The 19,975-nt window shown below is 69.5% G+C and carries 19 protein-coding genes and 1 pseudogene; 8 read left to right on the top strand and 12 right to left on the bottom strand.

The window, feature by feature from the left end:
- Positions 1–125: 125 nt before the first annotated feature.
- Positions 126–2,714, top strand: coding sequence for a rhomboid family intramembrane serine protease (locus JWS14_RS37945; protein WP_206015450.1), 2,589 nt, complete (start codon positions 126–128; stop codon positions 2,712–2,714).
- Positions 2,715–2,720: 6 nt separating this feature from the next.
- Here JWS14_RS37945 and JWS14_RS37950 read toward each other — a convergent pair whose 3' ends face one another.
- Genes JWS14_RS37950 through JWS14_RS37960 form a run of 3 tightly spaced genes read right to left on the bottom strand, consistent with a single transcriptional unit; the run spans position 2,721 to position 6,123 of the window.
- Entirely contained in the window at positions 2,721–3,554 is an 834-nt protein-coding gene (locus JWS14_RS37950) for an ABC transporter ATP-binding protein (protein WP_206015451.1), read from the bottom strand.
- Positions 3,551–4,657 carry a FecCD family ABC transporter permease gene (locus JWS14_RS37955; RefSeq protein ID WP_206015452.1) on the bottom strand — a complete coding sequence of 369 codons (1,107 nt, stop codon included), beginning with the start codon at positions 4,655–4,657 and terminating at the stop codon, positions 3,551–3,553. The genes JWS14_RS37950 and JWS14_RS37955 overlap by 4 nt, the downstream gene beginning before the upstream one ends.
- Positions 4,654–6,123: a FecCD family ABC transporter permease gene (locus JWS14_RS37960; protein ID WP_206015453.1), complete on the bottom strand. Its 1,470-nt coding sequence runs from the start codon at positions 6,121–6,123 to the stop codon at positions 4,654–4,656. The genes JWS14_RS37955 and JWS14_RS37960 overlap by 4 nt, the downstream gene beginning before the upstream one ends.
- Positions 6,124–6,307: 184 nt before the next feature.
- Between JWS14_RS37960 and JWS14_RS37965 the strand changes: the two genes are divergently transcribed.
- Together JWS14_RS37965 and JWS14_RS37970 are read left to right on the top strand one after the other, a co-directional pair.
- On the top strand, positions 6,308–7,081 hold the full coding sequence (locus tag JWS14_RS37965; RefSeq protein WP_206015454.1) for a hypothetical protein: 774 nt from the start codon (positions 6,308–6,310) through the stop codon (positions 7,079–7,081).
- 250 nt (positions 7,082–7,331) lie between these two features.
- Positions 7,332–7,793: a PaaI family thioesterase gene (locus JWS14_RS37970; protein WP_072942441.1), complete on the top strand. Its 462-nt coding sequence runs from the start codon at positions 7,332–7,334 to the stop codon at positions 7,791–7,793.
- Between the two features lie 78 nt (positions 7,794–7,871).
- Here the strand turns inward: JWS14_RS37970 and JWS14_RS37975 are convergent, their stop codons facing one another.
- From JWS14_RS37975 to JWS14_RS37995, 5 genes are all read right to left on the bottom strand, one after another.
- Entirely contained in the window at positions 7,872–9,266 is a 1,395-nt protein-coding gene (locus JWS14_RS37975; protein WP_072942006.1) for an NAD(P)/FAD-dependent oxidoreductase, read from the bottom strand.
- A gap of 184 nt (positions 9,267–9,450) precedes the next feature.
- On the bottom strand, positions 9,451–9,624 hold the full coding sequence (locus tag JWS14_RS37980; RefSeq protein ID WP_072942004.1) for an adenylate cyclase: 174 nt from the start codon (positions 9,622–9,624) through the stop codon (positions 9,451–9,453).
- A gap of 129 nt (positions 9,625–9,753) precedes the next feature.
- Positions 9,754–10,578 (bottom strand): MBL fold metallo-hydrolase, encoded by an 825-nt coding sequence (locus JWS14_RS37985; RefSeq protein WP_072942002.1) that lies wholly within the window; start codon positions 10,576–10,578, stop codon positions 9,754–9,756.
- Positions 10,579–10,595: 17 nt separating this feature from the next.
- Positions 10,596–10,919: an AzlD domain-containing protein gene (locus JWS14_RS37990; RefSeq protein WP_072942000.1), complete on the bottom strand. Its 324-nt coding sequence runs from the start codon at positions 10,917–10,919 to the stop codon at positions 10,596–10,598.
- The gene (locus JWS14_RS37995; protein ID WP_072941998.1) at positions 10,916–11,590 is read right to left on the bottom strand and encodes an AzlC family ABC transporter permease; all 675 of its coding nucleotides are present in this window, start codon (positions 11,588–11,590) and stop codon (positions 10,916–10,918) included. The genes JWS14_RS37990 and JWS14_RS37995 overlap by 4 nt, the downstream gene beginning before the upstream one ends.
- A gap of 83 nt (positions 11,591–11,673) precedes the next feature.
- On the opposite strand from JWS14_RS37995, the gene JWS14_RS38000 reads away from it, so the two are divergent.
- From JWS14_RS38000 to JWS14_RS38010, 3 genes are all read left to right on the top strand, one after another.
- Entirely contained in the window at positions 11,674–12,228 is a 555-nt protein-coding gene (locus tag JWS14_RS38000) for a helix-turn-helix domain-containing protein (RefSeq protein ID WP_072942439.1), read from the top strand.
- Between the two features lie 157 nt (positions 12,229–12,385).
- Complete coding sequence (locus JWS14_RS38005; RefSeq protein WP_206015455.1) at positions 12,386–12,748, top strand: YciI family protein; 363 nt, start codon at positions 12,386–12,388, stop codon at positions 12,746–12,748.
- 1 nt (position 12,749) lies between these two features.
- Positions 12,750–13,961 (top strand): RNA polymerase sigma factor, encoded by a 1,212-nt coding sequence (locus tag JWS14_RS38010; RefSeq protein ID WP_206015456.1) that lies wholly within the window; start codon positions 12,750–12,752, stop codon positions 13,959–13,961.
- Between the two features lie 9 nt (positions 13,962–13,970).
- Here JWS14_RS38010 and JWS14_RS38015 read toward each other — a convergent pair whose 3' ends face one another.
- Positions 13,971–14,447 (bottom strand): hypothetical protein, encoded by a 477-nt coding sequence (locus JWS14_RS38015; RefSeq protein WP_095860572.1) that lies wholly within the window; start codon positions 14,445–14,447, stop codon positions 13,971–13,973.
- 256 nt (positions 14,448–14,703) lie between these two features.
- On the opposite strand from JWS14_RS38015, the gene JWS14_RS38020 reads away from it, so the two are divergent.
- Positions 14,704–16,527, top strand: a complete 1,824-nt coding sequence (locus tag JWS14_RS38020; RefSeq protein ID WP_206015457.1) for an amino acid permease — start codon at positions 14,704–14,706, stop codon at positions 16,525–16,527.
- Positions 16,524–17,414 (top strand): universal stress protein, encoded by an 891-nt coding sequence (locus tag JWS14_RS38025; RefSeq protein ID WP_206015458.1) that lies wholly within the window; start codon positions 16,524–16,526, stop codon positions 17,412–17,414. Before JWS14_RS38020 ends, JWS14_RS38025 begins: the two co-directional genes overlap by 4 nt.
- A gap of 3 nt (positions 17,415–17,417) precedes the next feature.
- On the opposite strand, the gene JWS14_RS38030 is transcribed toward JWS14_RS38025, so the two are convergent.
- The 3 genes and pseudogenes from JWS14_RS38030 to JWS14_RS38040 form a co-directional block, all read right to left on the bottom strand.
- A complete protein-coding gene (locus JWS14_RS38030; RefSeq protein ID WP_095860569.1) occupies positions 17,418–18,308 on the bottom strand; it encodes a metal ABC transporter permease in 891 nt (296 codons plus the stop codon).
- 6 nt (positions 18,309–18,314) lie between these two features.
- Positions 18,315–19,050, bottom strand: a pseudogene (locus tag JWS14_RS38035) (metal ABC transporter ATP-binding protein).
- A complete protein-coding gene (locus tag JWS14_RS38040) occupies positions 19,047–19,973 on the bottom strand; it encodes a metal ABC transporter substrate-binding protein (RefSeq protein WP_338051575.1) in 927 nt (308 codons plus the stop codon). The pseudogene JWS14_RS38035 and the gene JWS14_RS38040 overlap by 4 nt, the downstream one beginning before the upstream one ends.
- Between the last annotated feature and the right edge of the window lie 2 nt (positions 19,974–19,975).

Here is a 19,975-nt window from a genome sequence, read left to right on the forward strand (position 1 = left end):
ACTGCGTCACGGCGTGTGGTATTGGCCATAGTCCGAACGGGTGGATTACGGTCGGGTTGGCTAGCGGCCGACCCGCCGGGCAAGCTTTCGTTCTCGACATCGCGGAGAGAGTGGGGACCTGGCGGATGAAGACCGACGACAGCGCGGCAACCGGACACGGTATGGCAGCGAGGGTCAAGGGTCGGACGGGGCGGGCCGCGGAACGGGTCTGGGGCGGGGTGCGGGGCGCGCCGGTCAGCATCTCGCTACTGGTTGCGATCTGGATTCTGGCGATCGCCACGTCCAGCGTGATCGGCGGGCCCTCCCACGACCTGTCCCAGCACGTCGCGATCGGGATCCGGGCGTTCCAGAACGGCTGGGTGTGGACGCTGCTCACCGCCGGGCTGTGGGGCGACGACGTCCTGGCGTACCTGTCGACGACCGTGCTGCTCCTGGTGGTGGCCGCGCCGCTGGAACGCCGGATGGGGTCGGCGCGGTTCACCCTGGCCGCGGTCGCCACCCAGGTGCTCGGCGGGTTGCTGGCGCTGTCGGTGGCCGCGGTCGCGAAGGTCGTCGACGCGAACTGGGGTTTCCGGCTGCACGTGGGGATGGCCGTCGGCCCGAGCACCTGGATCGTCGGCGCCGCGATGGTGGCCAGTTCCAACATGGGCACGCTGTGGCGGCGGCGGATCCGCGTCGGAGTCCTCGCGTTCACGATCACCCTGGCGCTGTTCAGCGGGTCGCTGCAGGACGTGGTCCGGCTGGCCGCGGCTGTGGTGGGGCTGGTGATCGGCCGCTGGATCGTCGGCCGCTCCGCCCGCGGCGAGCGGATCGCGGGCACCCAGCGGGAGGGCCGGGTGCTCGTCGCGATCGTGGTGGCGGCCAGCGCGATCGGTCCGATGATCGCCGCGCTGTCCGCGGAGGCGGTCGGGCCGCTCGCCGTGCTGCGCGACCTGTTCCGCGGCGTGCCGTACACGGCCGGCGAGGTCCGCGACCTGTGCGAGGTGTCGGCGGCGGACCCCGAATGCCGGCGCGGGCTGCTCGAACTGCGCCTGTCCGGGGTCGGGCCGACCCTGCTGAGTCTGATGCCGTCCCTGTTCCTGCTCACCCTCAGCGACGGCCTCCGACGGGGCCGTCGCTTCGCGTGGGTGGCGTCGGTGATCGCCCAGGTCGTCCTGCTGGTGCTGTCGCTGCTGAACTTCGCGGTCCGGTTCGTCGACTCCCTCGACGAGGACTCCCTGTTCTACGGTCTCGCCGACCCGAACCTGTACCGGACGCTGGTGCCGTTCCTGACCCCGCTGGCGATCCTGGTCGTGCTGCTCGCGACCCGGCGGTTCTTCGACGTCTCCGCCCCGGCCGGGACGTACCGGCGGCTGGCGGGCGTCCTGGTGGCGCTGGTCGCCGGTCTCGCCGTCCTCTACGTCCTGGGCGGATTGTGGGCGCGGCACGGGTTCGACCCCCGGCCGGGAACGACGACGCTGCTGGCCGACTTCCCGGAGCGGCTGATCCCGCCCGTGTACCTGCAATGGCTCGACCCGCGGCTGCTGCCGGAGAGCATCCCCGCGACGCTGCTGTACGAGTGGACCGGGGTGGTGTTCTGGGTCGCCCTCTGCGCGCTGGTCGCCGCGACATTCCTCAGCCCCGCCATCGGCTCGGACTCGAAGTCCACCGAACGCGCCCGGGCCCTCCTGAAGTCGGGGAGCGGGAGCCCGCTGTCCTGGATGACGACGTGGCGCGGCAACAACTACTGGTTCTCCGCCGACGGCACCAGCTACGTCGCGTACCGGGTCATCGCCGGTGTCGCCCTGACCACCGGCGACCCGGTCGGCCCACCGGACCGGTTGCGGGACACCGTCGAACACTTCGCCGAGTTCGCCGCCGCCAACGGCTGGATTCCGTGCTTCTACTCGGTGACCGGTGAGGTCCGCGACATCACCGACGCTCTCGGCTGGAGCGGCATCCAGGTCGCGGAGGAGACGGTGCTGGATCTGGGGCAGATCGCGTTCACCGGCAAACGGTTCCAGGACGTCCGCACCGCCCTGAACAAGGCGAAGAAATCGGGGATCACCGCCGAATGGGTCAGCTTCCCCAGCGCCCCCCGGGCGATCACCGATCAGATCACCGCGATCTCCGAGGAATGGGTGGCCGACAAGGGCATGCCCGAAATGGGTTTCACACTCGGCGGACTCGACGAGGTCGACGACCCGGAGGTCCGCTGCCTCATCGCCGTCGACGAGGACCGCACCGTCCACGGCATCACGTCCTGGCTGCCGGTGTACCAGGACGGGCGGGTGGTCGGCTGGACCCTCGACTTCATGCGGCGGCGGGCCGAAGGGTTCCGGCCGGCGATGGAGTTCCTCATCGCGTCCGCGGCACTGAAACTGGAGGAGGAAGGGGCCCAGTTCCTGAGCCTGTCCGGCGCCCCGCTCGCGAAGGTCGAGCAACCGGACGGCGACGCCGACGAGCGGGAACGGTCGGAGTCGTCGAGCCTGTCGGCGGTGATGGACAGCGTGCTCGATCTGCTCGGCCGCACCCTGGAACCGGTGTACGGGTTCCGTTCGCTGCTGGCGTTCAAGTCGAAGTTCCAGCCCCGGTACGTGGCCATGCACATGACGTTCGCCGACCCGGCCGCCCTCCCCAGCATCGGCAACGCCGTCGGCAGGGCGTACCTGCCGACGGTGTCGCTGGGGCAGAGTTACCGGCTGGTGCGGACGATGATCGGCGGGCGGCGCTGACGGCCGCTACTTCGCGTCCGGTCCGCCGATCGCGCCGTACACGTGGCGGGTGCCGATCGGCACCACCAGCGGGCGGTCGGACACCGGGTCGGCGATGACCGCGGCCTCCAGGCCGAACACCTCAAGCAGCAGTTCGGCGGAGATGACGTCCTTCGGCGCGCCGGACGCGACGATGGTGCCGTCCCGCATGACGATCAGCTGGTCGCTGTAGCGGATCGCGAGGTTGAGGTCGTGCAGCACCATCACCACCGTGCGGCCCAGTTCCTCGTGCATCCGGTCGACCAGGTCGAGGACCTCGACGGAATGCGCCAGGTCCAGGTAGGTGGTGGGCTCGTCGAGCAGCAGGATGTCGGTTCCCTGCGCGAGGGCCATCGAGATCCACGCCCGCTGACGCTGACCACCGGACAGCTGGTCGACGGGGCGGTCCGCGAGGTCGGACACCCCGGTCAGGGCGAGCGCCTCGGCGACCTCGCCCTCGTCGTCGGAGGACCACTGCCGCAGCCACGACTGGTGCGGGTGCCTGCCGCGGGCCACCAGGTCGGCGACGGTGAGGCCCTCGGGGGCCACCGGCGCCTGCGGGAGCATGCCGAGGGTGCGGGCGACGTCCTTGGTGCGCATCGACCCGATGGCCTTGCCGTCCAGCAGCACCGAACCGTTGCGCGGCTTCAAGAGTCGCCCCAGCGCGCGCAACAGCGTGGACTTGCCGCAGCCGTTCGGCCCGATCACGGTGGTGATCACCCCGGTCCGCACCTCGAGGTTCAGGTGGTCGACGATGACCCGGTCGCCGTACCCGAGGCTCAGGTTGTCGGCGATCAGTCGAGAGTCAGTCTGCACGGTCATGCCGAGACCTTCCGATTGTTGCGAACCAGCAGATAGAGCAGGAATGGGCCACCGAGTGCCGAGGTGACGATACCCACGGGCAGTTCGACGGGCAGGATGGTGCGGGCGACGACGTCGCTGCCCACCACGAGCACGGCGCCGGTCAGCGCCGACGCGATGAGTGGCGGACCGGCGGACCGCACCAGTCGCAGCGCCACCTGCGGCGCGGCGAGCGCGACGAATCCGACCGGGCCTGCCGCGGCGGTGGCGATGCCGGCGAGGGCGACGGACATGAGCAGCAGCCGGGCCTGCGACCACTGCAGCCGCACCCCCAGCGACACGGCGTTGTCGTCGCCGAGACGCAGCGCGCCCATCGTGAACGAGGAGATCACCGCGTAGCCGCCGACGAGGACGACGGCGATCGTGACGGGCCACACCTGACTCCAGGAGGCGCCGTTGAGGGACCCGTTGAGCCACACCTGGGCCCGCGAGGCGTCGTTGATGTCCGCCGAGATCAGCAGCCACCCGGTGACCGCGATGAGCATGGCGTTGACACCGATGCCGATCAGGATCAGCCGGTACCCCTCCACCCCGCCGCGCCACGCGAGCAGATAGATGACCAGGGCGGTGAGGAGTCCGCCGACCAAAGCGGCCAGCGGGATCCCCAGGGTGGCGAGGATGCCGACGAAGCTGCCGCCGCCGCCGAGGACGATCAGCGCGACCGCGGCGGCGCTGGCACCGGACGTGATGCCGAGGATGTCGGGGCTGGCGAGGGCGTTGCGGGCGATCGACTGGGTGATGGCGCCTGCCAGGCCGAGGGCCATGCCGATGAACACCCCGGTCAGCGACCGCGGCAGGCGGAGGTCCATGACGATGAAGTTCTGGGCCTTCGTGCCGCCGCCGAACAGCACCCGCGTGACCTCGGGGATCGACAGCGGGTAGTCGCCGCGGCCGATGTTGAGGCACAGCACCAGGAACAGGGCCGCCAGCAGCGCGACGTTGACGGCGATGCCGAGGGGGCGCAGGACCAGGGAGATCGGTCCGAGGCGGAACGCGGGGCGGGCCGGCACCCGGGCCGCAGGCACGGCGCCGAGGTCGGGGCGCACGTCGTCTCGAGTGCTCACAGGCTTGCCAACTTTCTGCGCCGAACCAACGCGATGAAGAACGGTGCCCCGAATACGGCGAGCACGATTCCCACCTGCAACTCACCGGGCCGGACCACGACCCGTCCGATGACGTCGGCGGTCACGAGCATCACGCCGCCGAGGAGCCCGGCGTAGGGGACCAGCCACCGGTAGTCGGGGCCGGTGATGGCCCGCGCGACGTGGGGGACGACGAGGCCGATGAACGCGATCGGACCGCATGCCGCGGTGGCCGCACCGGTGAGGAGGGTGATCGCGACGATGCCGAGCGCACGGCTGGCCGCGATGTTGGTGCCCAGCGACCGGGCCACGTCCTCGCCGAGGCTGAGGACGTTCAGGCCCGGCGTGCTGACGAGGGCGAGGATCAGCCCGAGGACCAGGAACGGCAGCACCTGCCACAGCACGTCGAAGCCGCGGCCGGCCACCGACCCGACCACCCAGAACCGGTAGGAGTCGAGGCTGGACTGGTCGACGATGATGATCGCGTTGGTCATCGCCTGCAGGAAGAACGCGACGGCGGCGCCGGCCAGCGCCAGACTCAGCGGGCTCGCCGCCCCGTTGCCGATCGACGAGAGCCCGAACACGATCACGCTCGCCGCGAAGGATCCGGCGAACGCGAACCACAGGTATTCGCTGGGGGCGCTGAACCCGAACAGGTACATCGACAGCACGACGAGGAACGCGGCGCCGGCGTTGAGGCCGAGGAGTCCGGCGTCGGCGAGCGGGTTGCGGGTGTGCCCCTGGATGAGGGCGCCCGCGACACCGAGCGCCATTCCGACGACGAGGCCGAGCACGGTGCGCGGGCCGCGGAGCGTCCGCACGATGATGTCGGTCTGCGAGCCGTCCGGATCGAACAGTGCGTGGAAGATCTCCGCGAACGACAGCGGCCGCGCCCCGACCGCGACGCTGGCGAGCAGGACCAGTCCGAGCAGGATCACGAGGACGCCCAGACCGATCAGCCGGCGCCGGCGGATCGCGGCGACGCTGACGTCCCTCTCGCGGACGGCGAATCCCTCGTCGGTGGCGGTGCTTTCCCGGACGACCTCGGTGCCGGTGCGCCGGAACGCCCGTTGCAGCGACCGTTTCGGGCCGATCGCGTCGCCGGTGTGGGTGTCGCGGGTCACGAGGCCGACCCAGCCCTTGCCCGAACTCTGCCCGGTGTTGCCTTCGCGGAATCCGCGGTTCCACAGGGCGAGTCCCAGCGCGATCGCGACGGCGGCGCCGCCGAACACGACCCGGTCGGCCTCCCCGCCGCCGTTGTCGTCGCGGAGGGAGTCGACGATGTACCACCCGAGAACGAGCGGGATGGCCACTATCCCGATGTCGAGCACTCCCGCGAGTGCCCGGAGGTACAGCGGGGCGGGACCGCGCGGAACGTCGCGCTTTCCGTAGGGCTCGTCGGTCGGCAGGTGCGGGATGTCGCTGCCGAACTGTCTCGTCGTCGTCACTGGCGGGGGAAGCTCCTGACGTGTGTGCCTGTGCACGGGATCTGCACTGATTCAACTACTTAGGTTACGGAACCCTATCCCCGATGCCACATCCGGCGGGGCGTCCCGGGTGCCACGGTTCGCGGGGGTGCCCCACATCACACGATGTCAACTCTTGATATTTGGTTAGGCTCACCTATGTTTGGTGGAGTTCCATCCCGACCGATTGGAGTGCACGGTGACTTCGACCCTGTCCGCCCCCGCGACCGCACTGGACGTGTCCTGCACACGACTTCGCGCGCTGAACGCCGAGTATCCGCGCATGTACGCGGTCGCGACGATGGCAGACGAGGGTAAACGCAGGTGGTGGTCGCTCGCCGGCGACCTCGACGGCGACCGGGTGCCCCGGATGTGGGCGCGTTCGCTCGAGGACGTCCCCGACCCGGACGTCGCCGCGATGCAGGTGGCCACCGCGCTGATCCACGCGGTGGTCGGGCGTGTCACGGCCCTCGTCGTGCTGGAGGGGCGGGCCTGGGACCCGGGGCTCGAGAACCTGTGGATCCACATGGACAGTGACGAGGGAATCGACTGGGCGGGCCTCGCCGACGACACCATGCGCGTGCTGCCGGACGACCCCTACGCCGGCGCGCCCCGGACGGTCACCGTGCCGTGCGAGCGGGCACTGCTGCTCTGGACGGTGCATCGCAGTCTCACGTCGCTGCACGCGGTGTTCGACGCGATCGCCCGGCTGACGCCGATCGATGCGTCCCGATTCTGGGGGCTCGTGGGGGAGTCGGTGCTCGGCGCCGCGACGTACGTGCCGATCCTCGCGTGTGGCGGTGAGGCTGCCGCGCAGCGCCGCGGTCAGGGCATCCTGGACGCCTTCGTGGCTGCCGGCGTACCGGTTCGCTCGAAGGGCCGGATCACGCGCCCGCACTGCGGTCGGCTGGGTCAGGCGCGGAAGCGCTTGCTTAATTAGGGAAGCCTTGCCTATACTCATGGCAGACGTCGAGCGGAAACGCCGGCGCCGAGAACCGAACTACCGGACCGCGCAGGAGTCCTGAGGGCTGCAGTGACTCCCAGGTCCATCCCACGGCGGGCCTCACGCTGAACAAGCGTGAGGCCCGCCGATCCGTTTGCCCCACCTGCTTCCCCCGCCGCCCGTCCCGTCGTGTAGGCAGGAGTGCGGGTGCGCCGCGAGAGCGCACAGCGATCCGATGGAGAGTGCGATGGTGGATTCCGGGCAGCAGCAGGCATCGAACGGCGACGGGCACGGCGACACCGCCGCGCTGGCCGATCAACTGGGCAAGGGATTCGACGCCCTCATCGGACTCGAATACCTCGAACTCGGCCCCGACCGCGTGCGCGCGCAGTGGACGGTCACCACCGACCTGCAGCAACCGGCCGGAATCCAGCACGGCGGCGTGTACTGCTCTGTCATCGAATCGGTCGCCAGCACGGCGGGCACGGTCTGGCTCGGCGGCCGCGGCCACGTCGTCGGCGTCAACAACAACACCGACTTCCTCCGCGCGACGCGGGAGGGAACGCTGACCGCCGAGGCCAGCCCCGTCCACCGCGGCCGCACCCAGCAGTTGTGGGAGGTCCGGATCACCGACGAACAGGATCGGCTGGTCTCCAAGGGACAGGTCCGGCTCGCGAACATCACCGACACCGGACGCCTCGGCAACTGACACACCCCGGACACGGCGGAGGGGACGGACCCGATGGTCCGTCCCCTCCGCCGTGGTCAGCTCAGGTGGATGACCGTGTCACCCGGCGGCCTTGCGCTGCTCGCCGCCGGACGACTTCTCCGCGGTCTCCTTCTCCCGTTCGTGCCGCTCCAACTGCTCCATCGCGTTGCGGGCGAACACCCACTGCTCGGTGGACGCCATCTGCGCGCGTCCGCGACCGAGGAACGTCACCGTCCACGACAGCACCGTCGACAGCCGGCTGCGGAACCCGACCAGGTACATCAGGTGGATCGCCAGCCACGCCACCCAGCCGATGAATCCGCTGATCTCGAGCTTGCCGACCTTCGCCACCGCGCTGAACCGCGAGATGGTGGCCATGCTGCCCTTGTCGAAGTACTTGAACGGCGGCCGGTCCGCCGGCGTCTGCCCGCTCAGCCCCGCCTTGATCTGCTTGGCCGCGTACTTGCCGCCCTGCATCGCGACCTGCGCCAGACCCGGCAGCTTGTCCAGCGACATCATGTCGCCGATCACGAACACGTCCGGGTGCCCGGGCACCGACAGGTCCGGGTTGACCAGGACGCGTCCGGCGCGGTCGATCTCGGCGTCGGACTGGTCCGCGATCTGCTTGCCCAGCGGGCTCGCCTGCACACCGGCCGACCACACCTTGCACTGCGACTCGATCCGGCGCTGCGTGCCGTCCTTGTCCTTGACGACGAGGCCGTCCACGTCGACGTCGACGACCATCGCGCCGAGCTGGATCTCGATTCCGAGTTTCTCCAGCTGCTGGCGGGCCTTGCGGCTCAGCTTGCCGCCGTAGACGGGCAGGACGTCGTCCGCGCCGTCCAGCAGGATCACCCGGGCCTCGCGGGGGTCGATGTTGCGGAACGCCCCCGACAGGGTGCGCCGCGACAGTTCCGCGATCTGGCCGGCGAGCTCGACACCGGTCGGGCCTGCCCCGACGACGACGAACGTCAGCAGCCGGGCCCGCTCGGCGGGATCGCTCGACAACTCGGCCTGCTCGAACGCGCCGAGAATCCGGCCGCGCAACTCCAGTGCGTCGTCGATCGTCTTCATGCCGGGCGCGAACTCGGAGAAGTGATCGTTGCCGAAGTACGACTGTCCCGCGCCGGCGGCGACGATCAGGCTGTCGTACGGGGTGACGGTGGTCCGGTCCAGGAACCGGGAGGTGATCGTCTTCGCCTCGAGATCGATCTTCTCGACATCGCCGAGCAGCACCTGCGTGTTCTTCTGCTTCCGCAGCACGAGCCGGGTGGCGGGGGCGATGTCGCCGACGGAGAGAATGCCGGTCGCCACCTGGTACAGCAACGGCTGGAACAGGTGGTGAGTGGTGCGCGCGATCATGGTGATGTCGACATCGGCATTCTTCAGCGCCTGTGTGCCGAACAACCCACCGAAGCCGGATCCAATGACCACGACGCGATGGCGGCGTGACTCAACCGACTGGATACTCATTCCGTGCTCCTCGAAAAATAGGCGACTCCTGTCACGGTAGTCGCCTTGTCCTCGAGCGTCTCAGTAAGGCGTGCTTCCCTGCGCCCGCGGCCGGAATCGATCCAGAAGACCCGCCGCCCCCGCCACGTACGAAGGCGGGCAGCCCCTCCGTGAGGGACTGCCCGCCTTCCGGTGCTCGACGCGGCTATTCCGCCCGGCCGATCCGCTTCCTGCCCGAGGGGGTTCCGGTGGAGTCCGGGGGGATGAAATCCGATTTGATCGAGAACACGAACAGGGCCGTCACCCCGACCACGACGACAAGAATGGTGAGGACTACGACCACGTAGCCGAAACCGACACCAATTGCTGTCAAGTCCATCAGACCTACCTCCTCAGTCGCTGCTCACGCTACTGCGGAGGGTAGCCGCTATCGCCGCGTCGGCGGGGAAGAACGATTACAGTGCCCCCTCGAAGGCGCCGCCCGGCGCCGTGGCCGGTTCCGCGACCGTCACGTGAGGTGATCGAACTCCCCGGTCACCCAGGCGCAGTGCCGGGTCGCCGAATACTCGAGCGCCTCCCGGCCGTCGTGGTCGATGACGTTGTCGAAGTTGCCGATGATGCGGTCGAACTCCAGGTGCGACAACTGGTCCGCGATGCGCCGCACCACCGCCGCGGACAGCGGCAGCCGGTTGGGGTACGACCGCAGGAACGACACGGTGCGGCGGTCCGGGTTGGGGAACACGCCGTCGCCGGTGAGCAGCACACCCCGGCCGTCGCCGCCGCCGCGCCAGTGCGCGACGGCGCTGCCCGGGAAGTGCCCGCCGATCTGGTGCAGGGTCAGCCCCGGCGCCACCTCGTGGGTGCCGGACCAGAACACGATCGGCCCGTCGGAACGCGCCAGCCAGGAGCGGTCCGCCTCCGCCACCAGGATGGGCACCTCACCGAGCGCCGTCGACCACTGCGTCTGGACACCGAACATGTGCGGGTGACTGCCCGCGACGGCGATGACCGGGCCGTGCGCGGCGACGGCGTCGACGGCCGCAGCGTCGACGAATCCGATCGGATCCCACAGCAGCGACCCGGCGGGGGTGCTGATCACCAGGGACTGCTGACCGATCGCGGTCTTCGGGTCCACGTACAGGCCGTGCAGTCCCGGCTCGACTTCGTGTTCGACGGCGCGGTACCCCGCGCCTGCCAGCGCCTCGACGGTGGTCCACTCCTGCCCGCCGAGCGGAATGTACTGGCGTTCGTCGGCGCAGATCGCGCACTCGTCGGGGAGCGGGGTGTTCGGGTCCTGTTCGACGCCGCACGTGGCACAGAGATGAAATAACACCCCTCGATGATGCATCCTCACGGCACGCCGAGGAGCCGCAATCCGGCGGCCGCGGCGGCAGCGGACAGGACGATGACGACGAAAGGCGCCTTCCGCCAGGCGAGTAGGCCCGCGACGACGACCCCGGTGGGACGCGCCACTCCGGCGAGGTCGTGGCCCTCGGTGAGCGCCGCCGTGCCCACCAGGGCGGTGAGCAGGACCACGGCGGCCGACGCCATGGTCCGCTCCACCCAGGGCCGGGTCGCGATCCGCGGCCGCAGCACCGGCCCGGCGAATCGGAACGCGAACGTGCCCGCCGCGAGCACCCCGACCGACCCGATCAACACGAGGTGCCCGGTCACCGCAGCACCGTCCGCCGCACACCCGCGAGCAGACCCACCAGCGCTGCGAGCACCGGAAGCCCGGCGGGCAGGACCGGCGTGGCCGCCAGGGCGACGACGGAACCGATCAGCGCAGGCACCCGCACGTCCCGATCACGCAGCGCCGGCAGCACCAGGGCCAGCAGCACCGCCGGGAACATCGCGTCCAGACCGAGCGCGGCGGGGTCGCCGATCGCGTTGCCCGCCAGCGCGCCGAGCAGCGCCCCGAGCGGCCAGCACACCGCGATCCCCACACCGCACGCCCAGTACGCGGCGCGCCTGCGGTCCGGGTCCGTCTCTCCGAGCGCGAACACCACCGACTCGTCGTTCATCAGGTGACTGCCCGCGACGCGCCGGAGCCCCCGCCCGAGCACGTCACCGACCGCCAGACCGAACGGCAGGTGCCGCGCGTTCACCAGCAGTCCGGCGATCGTCGCCGCGATCGGGCTGCCGCCGGCCGCGACGATGCCGACGAACAGGAACTCCGCGGAACCGGCGAGGACCAGCACCGACAATGCGACGGGCAGCCATGCGCCGAGCCCCGAGCCGACCGCGATCGCGCCGTACGACATGCCGACCAGTCCGTCGGCCAGGCACACGAGCGCGATGTTCCGGAGGTCCCGCGAGCCGAGTGTTCGCTTCATCGAACGCATGACTTATATACTGAACAGGTGGCGTATTGTTCGTCAAGTCGAACGAGACGACCGAAATAATGAACAGCCTCGGGAAGGGAATCATGGACGGGCAATCCCCGCTGGGATACATCGGCCCCTCGCTGCGCCGCGAGCGCGAACGGTCGGGCATGTCCCTGACTGAGGTCGCCCGCCGTGCCGGGGTTGCGAAATCCACTCTGTCCCAACTGGAATCGGGAGGCGGGAACCCGAGCGTCGAAACCCTGTGGGCCCTGTGTGTGGCGCTGGATGTGCCGATGTCGCAACTCCTCGATCCGCCCCGCCCGCGCGTCCAGGTCATCCGGGCCGACGAGGGACCGGAACTGACCTCCGACCGGGCCGACTACCGCGCCACCCTCGTCGCGTCCTGCCCGCCGTCCGCGCGCCGGGACCTCTACCGCCTCGCCGTCGAACCGGGACCGGCCCGCGAATCCGAACCGCACATGCCCGGCGTGGTCGAGCACGTCATCCTCAGCGCCGGGCGCGCACTCGTCGGCCTCGCGAGCGCCCCCGTCGAGCTCGGGCCCGGTGACTACATCGCCTACCCGGGCGATGTTGCACACGTGTTCGAGGCGCTGGAGCCGGGGACCCGCGCCGTGCTGGTGTCCGAGCACAACTGACGGCACCCGGGGCAACTTCGTCGTGCACAGTGTTTCCTCGTGCACAGTGTTTTTCGTGCACAGTGTCGATTCGGGGGGCCGGCGTTCGTATAGGAGGTGGCGGCCGGCCACAGCACATCCCGAGGAGCCGACCTTCCGATCCGAGGAGGAACCCGACATGACCCAGTACCTGTTGAGCGTGTACCAGCCCGACGGTCCCGCTCCCGAACCCGACGTCCTCGCGAAGATCGCCGACGACCTCGACGCCCTCAACCAGGAGATGGTGTCCGCAGGCGCCTGGGTGTTCAGCGGGGGACTGTGCGCCCCGACGACCGCGACCGTGATGCGGGCCCGCGGCGGCGACGTGCTCGTCACCGACGGCCCCTACACCGAAGGCAAGGAGTATCTCGGCGGATTCACCATCGTCGAGGCCCCGGACCTGGACGTCGCGCTCGGGTGGGGTCGCAAGCTCACCCGGGCGACGACGCTGCCCATCGAGGTCCGGCCGTTCGCCCACCACGCCGGGGCCGGAAGCCACTGACGTGATCGGCACCGCCGACATCGAACACGTGTTCCGCACCGAACACGGTCGCGCGGTCGCCGTCCTGGTCGGCGTGTTCGGCGACATCGATCTCGCCGAAGATGCCGTCCAGGACGCCTTCGCCGAGGCGGTGCAGCGCTGGCCGTCGGCCGGGCTGCCACCGAGCCCCGCAGGGTGGATCATCACCACCGCCCGGCACCGCACGATCGACCGACTCCGGCGCGAGGCGTCCCGGCACGACCGGCACGCGCAGGCCGCGCTGCTGCTCGCCCGCGACGAACCGACGGAGGAGGGCGCCGTGCACGACGACCGGCTACGCCTGATCTTCACCTGCTGCCACCCGGCGCTGGCACCCACCGCCCAGGTCGCACTGACCCTGCGCCTCCTCGGCGGACTCGGCACCGCGGAGATCGCCCGCGCCTTCTTGGTGCCCGAGCCGACCATGGCGCAGCGCCTCGTCCGGGCCAAGCGGAAGATCCGGGACGCCCGGATCCCGTACCGGGTGCCGGACGAGACCGATCTCCCGGACCGTCTCCGCACCGTCCTGGCTGTCGTCTACCTGATATTCAACGAGGGGTACACGGCGAGTTCGGGGGACCGGCTGACGCGGGCGGATCTGTGCGCCGAGGCCCTCCGACTCGGCCGGGTCCTGGCCGCCCTGATGCCCCGCGAACCGGAGGTCACCGGGCTGCTCGCGTTGATGCTGCTGATCGAATCGCGGCGCGCCGCCCGCACCGACGCCGACGGGCGACTCGTGCTCCTGCCCGACCAGGACCGCAGTCGGTGGGATCGCGACCTCGTCACCGAGGGACAGTCTCTGGTGCGGGACTGCCTGCGACGCAACAAACCGGGCCCGTATCAGATCCAGGCCGCGATCAACGCCGTCCACAGCGACGCCGAGACGGCCGCCGACACCGACTGGTGGCAGATCCTGCAGCTGTACGACCAGCTGATGTCGCTGGCGCCGAGCCCGGTGGTGGCGTTGAACCGGGCCGTCGCCGTGGCGGAGGTACGGGGTCCGGCGGAGGGGCTGGCGCTCGTCGACCAGCTCGACCTCGACGACTATCACCTGTACCACGCGGTGCGGGCCGACCTTCTCCGCCGCCTCGGGCGCCCCGTCGAGGCCGCCCGCGCCTACGACGCGGCACACGACCGCACCGAGAACGCGGCCGAGCGGGAATTCCTTCGGACACAGCGCGATTCGATCGGATGACGCGCGCGCTCAGAGACCCAGCCCCGGCGGCAGGCACAACGATCCGAAACACGTCTGCGTTCGCACGGTGACGGGGAGCGGTTCCGCCGTCGCAGGCTTCGCGTACGCGGCCTCCGGAAGCGGCGCCGAACCCCACACCTCGTCACCGGGACCGGCGTTCTCGCTGCAGATCCAGTGGATCAGATAGTCGCCGTCGGGTACCGCCTCGAACACGAACTCCCGCGGTCCCGGCCCGATCACCACATTCGATCGGTGAAACACCGCCACGGACTCGGGGTTCACGATGTCGTCCGCCGCCCGCAGTCCGCCGAGTCCGCACACGATGTCCGCACCGGTGTCGTTGGTGAGCGTCGTCGTGACGGTGCTCCCGGCAACCGCGGCGGCCAGGGTCACGTCCGGCGGGTCCGCGGCGGCGGGCGCGGCCAGGAACAGGGCGAGTGGGCCTGCGGCGATCAGCGCGACCGCGACCCGGGGCACGAGTGTCATCAGCGGAACCTTCGTTCTCGGCGGTCTCACTCCGGACGTCACCGTATTGATACCCGCCGCGGAGGCCGGTAAACGGCGCGAAGGGACGGACATCGAATCCCGCTCGCCGGACCGGTGCCGCGGCCTACGATTGAATTTCGAGGCCCTGCGGCCGAAGCCCCCCCTCGACGTCGCCCAGCCGAACCACCCTTCGGACTCCGACAGTCGGTCTCGCCAGGAGCGAGCACGCCGGCGCGTGAAGCATCGGAGGGATGACATGAGCGGAACACCCGCACTGAAGAAGGCGCTGAGCCAGCGGCAGCTGACGATGATTGCTATCGGCGGCGTGATCGGCGCAGGCCTGTTCGTCGGCTCGGGCGTCGTCATCGGCGACACCGGGCCGGGAGCCTTCATCACCTACGCTCTTGCCGGGGTCCTGATCATCATGGTCATGCGGATGCTGGCCGAGATGGCGGTGGCCAATCCGTCGACCGGGTCGTTCGCCGACTATTCGCGCGCCGCGCTGGGTAACTGGGCCGGTTTCTCCGTCGGCTGGTTGTACTGGTACTTCTGGGTGATTGTCGTCGGCTTCGAGGCCATCGCCGGCGCGACGATCATCCAGTACTGGATCGACATCCCGCTGTGGCTGTCCGCGCTTGTTCTGATGATCCTGATGACGGCGACGAACTTGTTCTCCGTGTCGTCGTTCGGCGAGTTCGAATTCTGGTTCGCCGGCATCAAGGTCGCCGCGATCGTGGTGTTCATCGCGCTGGGCGCATTGTTCGTGCTCGGCGTGTGGCCGAACAAGGCACTCGACTTCTCCAACCTGTGGAGCCACGGCGGGTTCCTTCCCTTCGGCGCCATGGCCGTCACCGTCGGCGTCGTCACGGTGATCTTCTCCATGGTCGGCGCCGAGATCGCGACGATTGCGGCCGCGGAGTCGGCGGATCCGGAGCGGGCGGTGACCAAGGCCGCGAACTCGGTGATCGTGCGGATCGCGGTGTTCTTCGTCGGCTCCACGTTCCTGCTGGCCACCATCCTGCCGTGGAACGACGAGGATGCGGCCGCGTCCCCCTTCGTCGCCGCGTTCACCGAAATGGGGATCCCGTACGCCGACCACATCATGAACGCCGTGGTGTTGACGGCCGTGTTGAGCTGTCTCAACTCGGGCATGTACACCGCCTCCCGCATGCTGTTCGTCCTCGCTGCGCGCCGGGAGGCGCCTGCGCAGCTGGTCAGGGTGACGCGTCGAGGGGTGCCCGCTATCGCGATACTCGCGTCCTCGGTCATCGGTTTTCTGTGCGTCATCGCCGCGGCAGTGTCACCGGACACCGTCTTCGCCTTCCTGCTGAACTCCAGCGGTGCGGTCATCCTGTTCGTCTACCTGCTCATCGCCGTCTCGCAGATCGTGCTGCGGTACCGCACCCCGGACTCGGAGTTGCGGGTCAAGATGTGGCTGTTCCCGGTGGTGTCGATCATCACCGCGGCCGCGATCGTGGCGATCCTGGTGCAGATGTATCTGCAAGACGATGTGCGGTCGCAACTGGTGCTGAGCCTGCTGTCGTGGGCCGTCGTCATCGTGCTGTTCCTCGCGAACAAGTGGTTCGTGGGCCGGCGTCCCGTCGTGGAAGGGGTCGCGGCAACGGCACGACCTCACCGCGTGCTGGTGCTGGCGAACCAGACCGTCCAGTCCAAGGAAATGCTCGACGAGCTCCGTCGCATCGACGCGGATCGGGATGCCACCTACTTCGTGGTCGTGCCTGCCAGCCCGATCGAGACCGGAACCGCCGCTACCCACGGCCCGCTCGACGTCGCGGAAGCGACCCGGGAAGTCGCCCGGCAGCGACTCGACGACACGCTGTCGACGCTCCGCTCGGAGGACCTCGACGCGGACGGCGAGGTGGGGGACTACCGGCCGCTGCGCGCACTGGCCGCCGGCGTCGAGTCGTTCCATCCGGATCAGATCGTCATCTCCACGCTGCCACCCGAAGAGTCGGTGTGGCACCGGTTCGACGTCGTGGACCGCGCCCGCGCCGAGCACGATGTGCCGGTGACACACGTGGTGGTCAATCCGATCGGCGCAGGGAAATCCGCTCGATGACGATCATCGCCGGATTCAGCTCGAGCCGTCAGGGGACCGCGCCGCTGCACCTGGCGGCACGGATAGCGCGCTGGACCGGGGAGACGGTCGTCGCCGCGGCGATCGTGGAACAGCCGTGGCCGGGGAAGGACGACCCCATCGACCGCGAATACCTGCGCTACGTCACCGCGGAGGCGTCACGGGCACTCGACGGGGTGGTCGGCGGTCTGCCGGGCGACCTGGACATCCCCACCGTCGTCCACCGATCGACCTCGATTCCCACCGGGCTGATCGAACTCGTCGCCACCCACGACGCCACCCTCGTCGTCGTCGGGTCGTCGTCGTCCGGTCTGCTGGGCCGGGTGGCGCTGGGCAGCGTCACCGAACGGCTCGTGCACACCGCGGCAGTGCCCGTCGCGATCGCGCCGCGCGGCTACCCACCGGCGCCCGGACCGATCCGCAGGCTCACCGCCGCCTACGGCGGCGAAGCCGACGTCAACGGCCTCATCGCCGCCACCGCCGAGATGGCCGCACGGTGGCCGGCGACATTGCGGATCGTGTCGTTCACGGTGCGGCCGGTGTCCAGGTTCGGTGGCGCGATCGAGCAATCGACCGAGGATCTCGTCGTCCAGCAGTGGACGCGCCGGACAACCGACGACATCGCCCGGCAACTCGACGCGGTTCGCGCCCGCATCCCGGTTCCCGACGTGGACGTGGAGATCGGCAGCGGCACCGACTGGCGCGCGGCGGTCGAGGCCGTGTCCTGGGAACCCGACGACATGCTGGTGCTGGGGTCGGGAGCCGCCGGACCCGCCGCGCACGTGTTCCTCGGCTCGGCCGCCTCGAAAATTCTGCGGCACGCTCCCGTGCCCGTGATGATCGTGCCGAGACACGCACCGGCGGCATAACCGTCAGCGCTCGGCCACCACCGCCGCGGACGTGGATGCCCGGCGACGCCGGGACGCGGTGATCCGGCGACCGATCACGCCCTGCCGCGGCGCGAACAGATAGACCAGCGCGAAGGCCGCGCCCTGGGACAGCACCACCATGCCGCCGCTGGCGGTGTCGAGGTGATAGCTCAGGTACAGGCCGATGACGGCGCAGGATGCCGAGACCGCCGGGGCGATGATCAGCATCCGATGGAAACTGTCGGTCAGCAGGTACGCCGTCGCCCCGGGAATGATCAGCATGGCCACGACCAGGATGACGCCGACGGCCTGCAGAGCCACCACCGCCGTCAAGGCCAGCAGCCCCAGCAGCGCCGCCCCGAGCAGCCGCGGGTTCAGGCCGATGGCGTGCGCATGGGTGGGATCGAAGGCGTACAGCGTGAAGTCGCGGCGCTTGACGATCAGTGCGATGAACACGAACGCCCCGAGGATCGCGATCTGGACCAGGTCGGACCGGCTGACGCCCAGCAGGTTGCCGAAGATGATGTGGTTCAGATCGGTCTGGCTGGGGGTGACCGAGACCAGCACCAGTCCGAGGGCGAACAGTGTGGAGAACACGATGCCGATCGCGGCGTCCTCCTTCACCCGGCTGGTGTCGCGGACCAATCCGATCAGTGCCACGGCCAGGAATCCGAAGATCACCGCGCCGATCGCGAACGGGGCGCCGACGATGTAGGCCAGGACCACGCCGGGCAGGACGGCGTGCGAGACCGCATCACCCATCAGCGACCAGCCGATCAGCACCAGCCAGCACGACAGCACCGCACACACCACCGCCGCGATCAGGGTGGTGATCAGCGCGCGGACCATGAAGTCGTAGCGCAGGGGGTCGACGAAGAAATCGATGACGTCCATTGATTCTCAGGTCCTTGTCATCACGTCGAGGCCGAACGCGGCCGCCAGATTCTCCGGTTGCAGCACGACCGCCGGGTCGCCGTGCATCAGCACCGTGCGCAGCAGCAGGATCGCTTCGTCGGCCAGATCGGGTAGCGCATGCAGGTCGTGGGTGGAGACCAGGATCGCCGCGCCCGCGTCGGCGAGTTCACGCAGCAGCGCGGTGATGGTGGCCTCGGAGCGTTTGTCGACCCCGGCGAACGGTTCGTCGAGAGAAGATGGTGGCGCCCTGCGCGATTCCCCGGGCAACGAACGTGCGCTTCTTCTGGCCGCCGGACAGTTGCCCGATTTGCCGGTCCGCCAGGTCCGTGAGTTCGACGCGTTCGAGAGCGTGATCGACGGCCTCGCGGTCGGCCTTTCCGGGCCTCCGGGTCGGTCCCATGCGCCCGTACCGGCCGGTCATCACCACGTCCCGCACCGAGAGCGGGAACGTCCAGTCGACGTCCTCGCTCTGCGGGACGTACCCCAGCACCCCGGCCTTGCGCGCCGCGGCCGGCGCCGCGCCGTTGATGCGGACCGCGCCGGCGTCGGGTTTGACCGTGCCCATGATCGTCTTGAACAGGGTGGACTTTCCTGAGCCGTTCATGCCGACGAGTCCGCAGACGCGTCCGGGGCGAAGGGCGAGGGAGACTCGGTCGAGCGCGAGGACGTCGCCGTAGTGGACGGTGACGTCCTCGACCTCGACGGCCGGCTGCGCGGTCACGACCGCTGCCCGTTCAGTGCGGAGGTGAGGGTGTCGGCGTCGTGCCGGATCAGATCGAGATACGTCGGCACGGGCCCGTCCGCCTCGGACAGCGAGTCGACGTACAGGGTGCCACCGAACGCGGCGCCGGACGCTTCGACGACCCGTTGCATCGGCGCATCCGACACCGTGGACTCGCAGAACACCGCCGGAACCCGGTTCTGCTTCACGAACTCGATCGTCGACGCGATCTGCTGGGGAGTGGCCTGCTGCTCGGCATTGACCGGCCAGATGTACTTCTCCGTCAGCCCCGCGTCACGGGCCAGGTACGAGAACGCTCCCTCGCACGTGACCAGCGCCCGTTCGTTGACCGGCAGTGCGCCCAGTTCGGCGACCAACTCGTCCTGCACGGCCTGCAACTGCGCCTTGTACGCGTCGCCGTTGGAGCGGTAGTCGGCGGCATGAGCGGAATCGAGTTCGCTGAACGCGGCGACCATGTTGTCGACGTAGATCTGCACGTTCAGCGGTGACATCCAGGCATGCGGATTCGGTTTCCCCGCGTACGCGTCTTCACCGATGGCGATCGGTTCGACGCCCTCACTGACGACTACGTGCTCGACGTCCACCCCGTCGACGAACTGGCCGAACCAGGCCTCCAGGTTCATGCCGTTGTCGAGGATCAGGTCGGCCTGCGCGGCCTTCTTGATATCGCCCGGGGTGGGCTCGTATCCGTGAATTTCCGCGCCCGCCTTGGTGATCGACTCGACGGTCAGGTGCTCGCCGCCGACATTCGCGGCGATGTCGGCGAGCACGGTGAACGTGGTCAGCACCACCGGTTTGTCGTCGGCGGGCCCGTCGCCCTTGCCGCACCCGGACAGCATCAGCGTCGCGGCCAGCACTGTCAGTACCGCGGCAGCGGTCGCCGGCCGTCGTCGCGCACCCACCT

It is taken from the genome of Rhodococcus koreensis, assembly GCF_017068375.1.
Classification (GTDB): Bacteria; Actinomycetota; Actinomycetes; order Mycobacteriales; family Mycobacteriaceae; genus Rhodococcus_F; species Rhodococcus_F koreensis.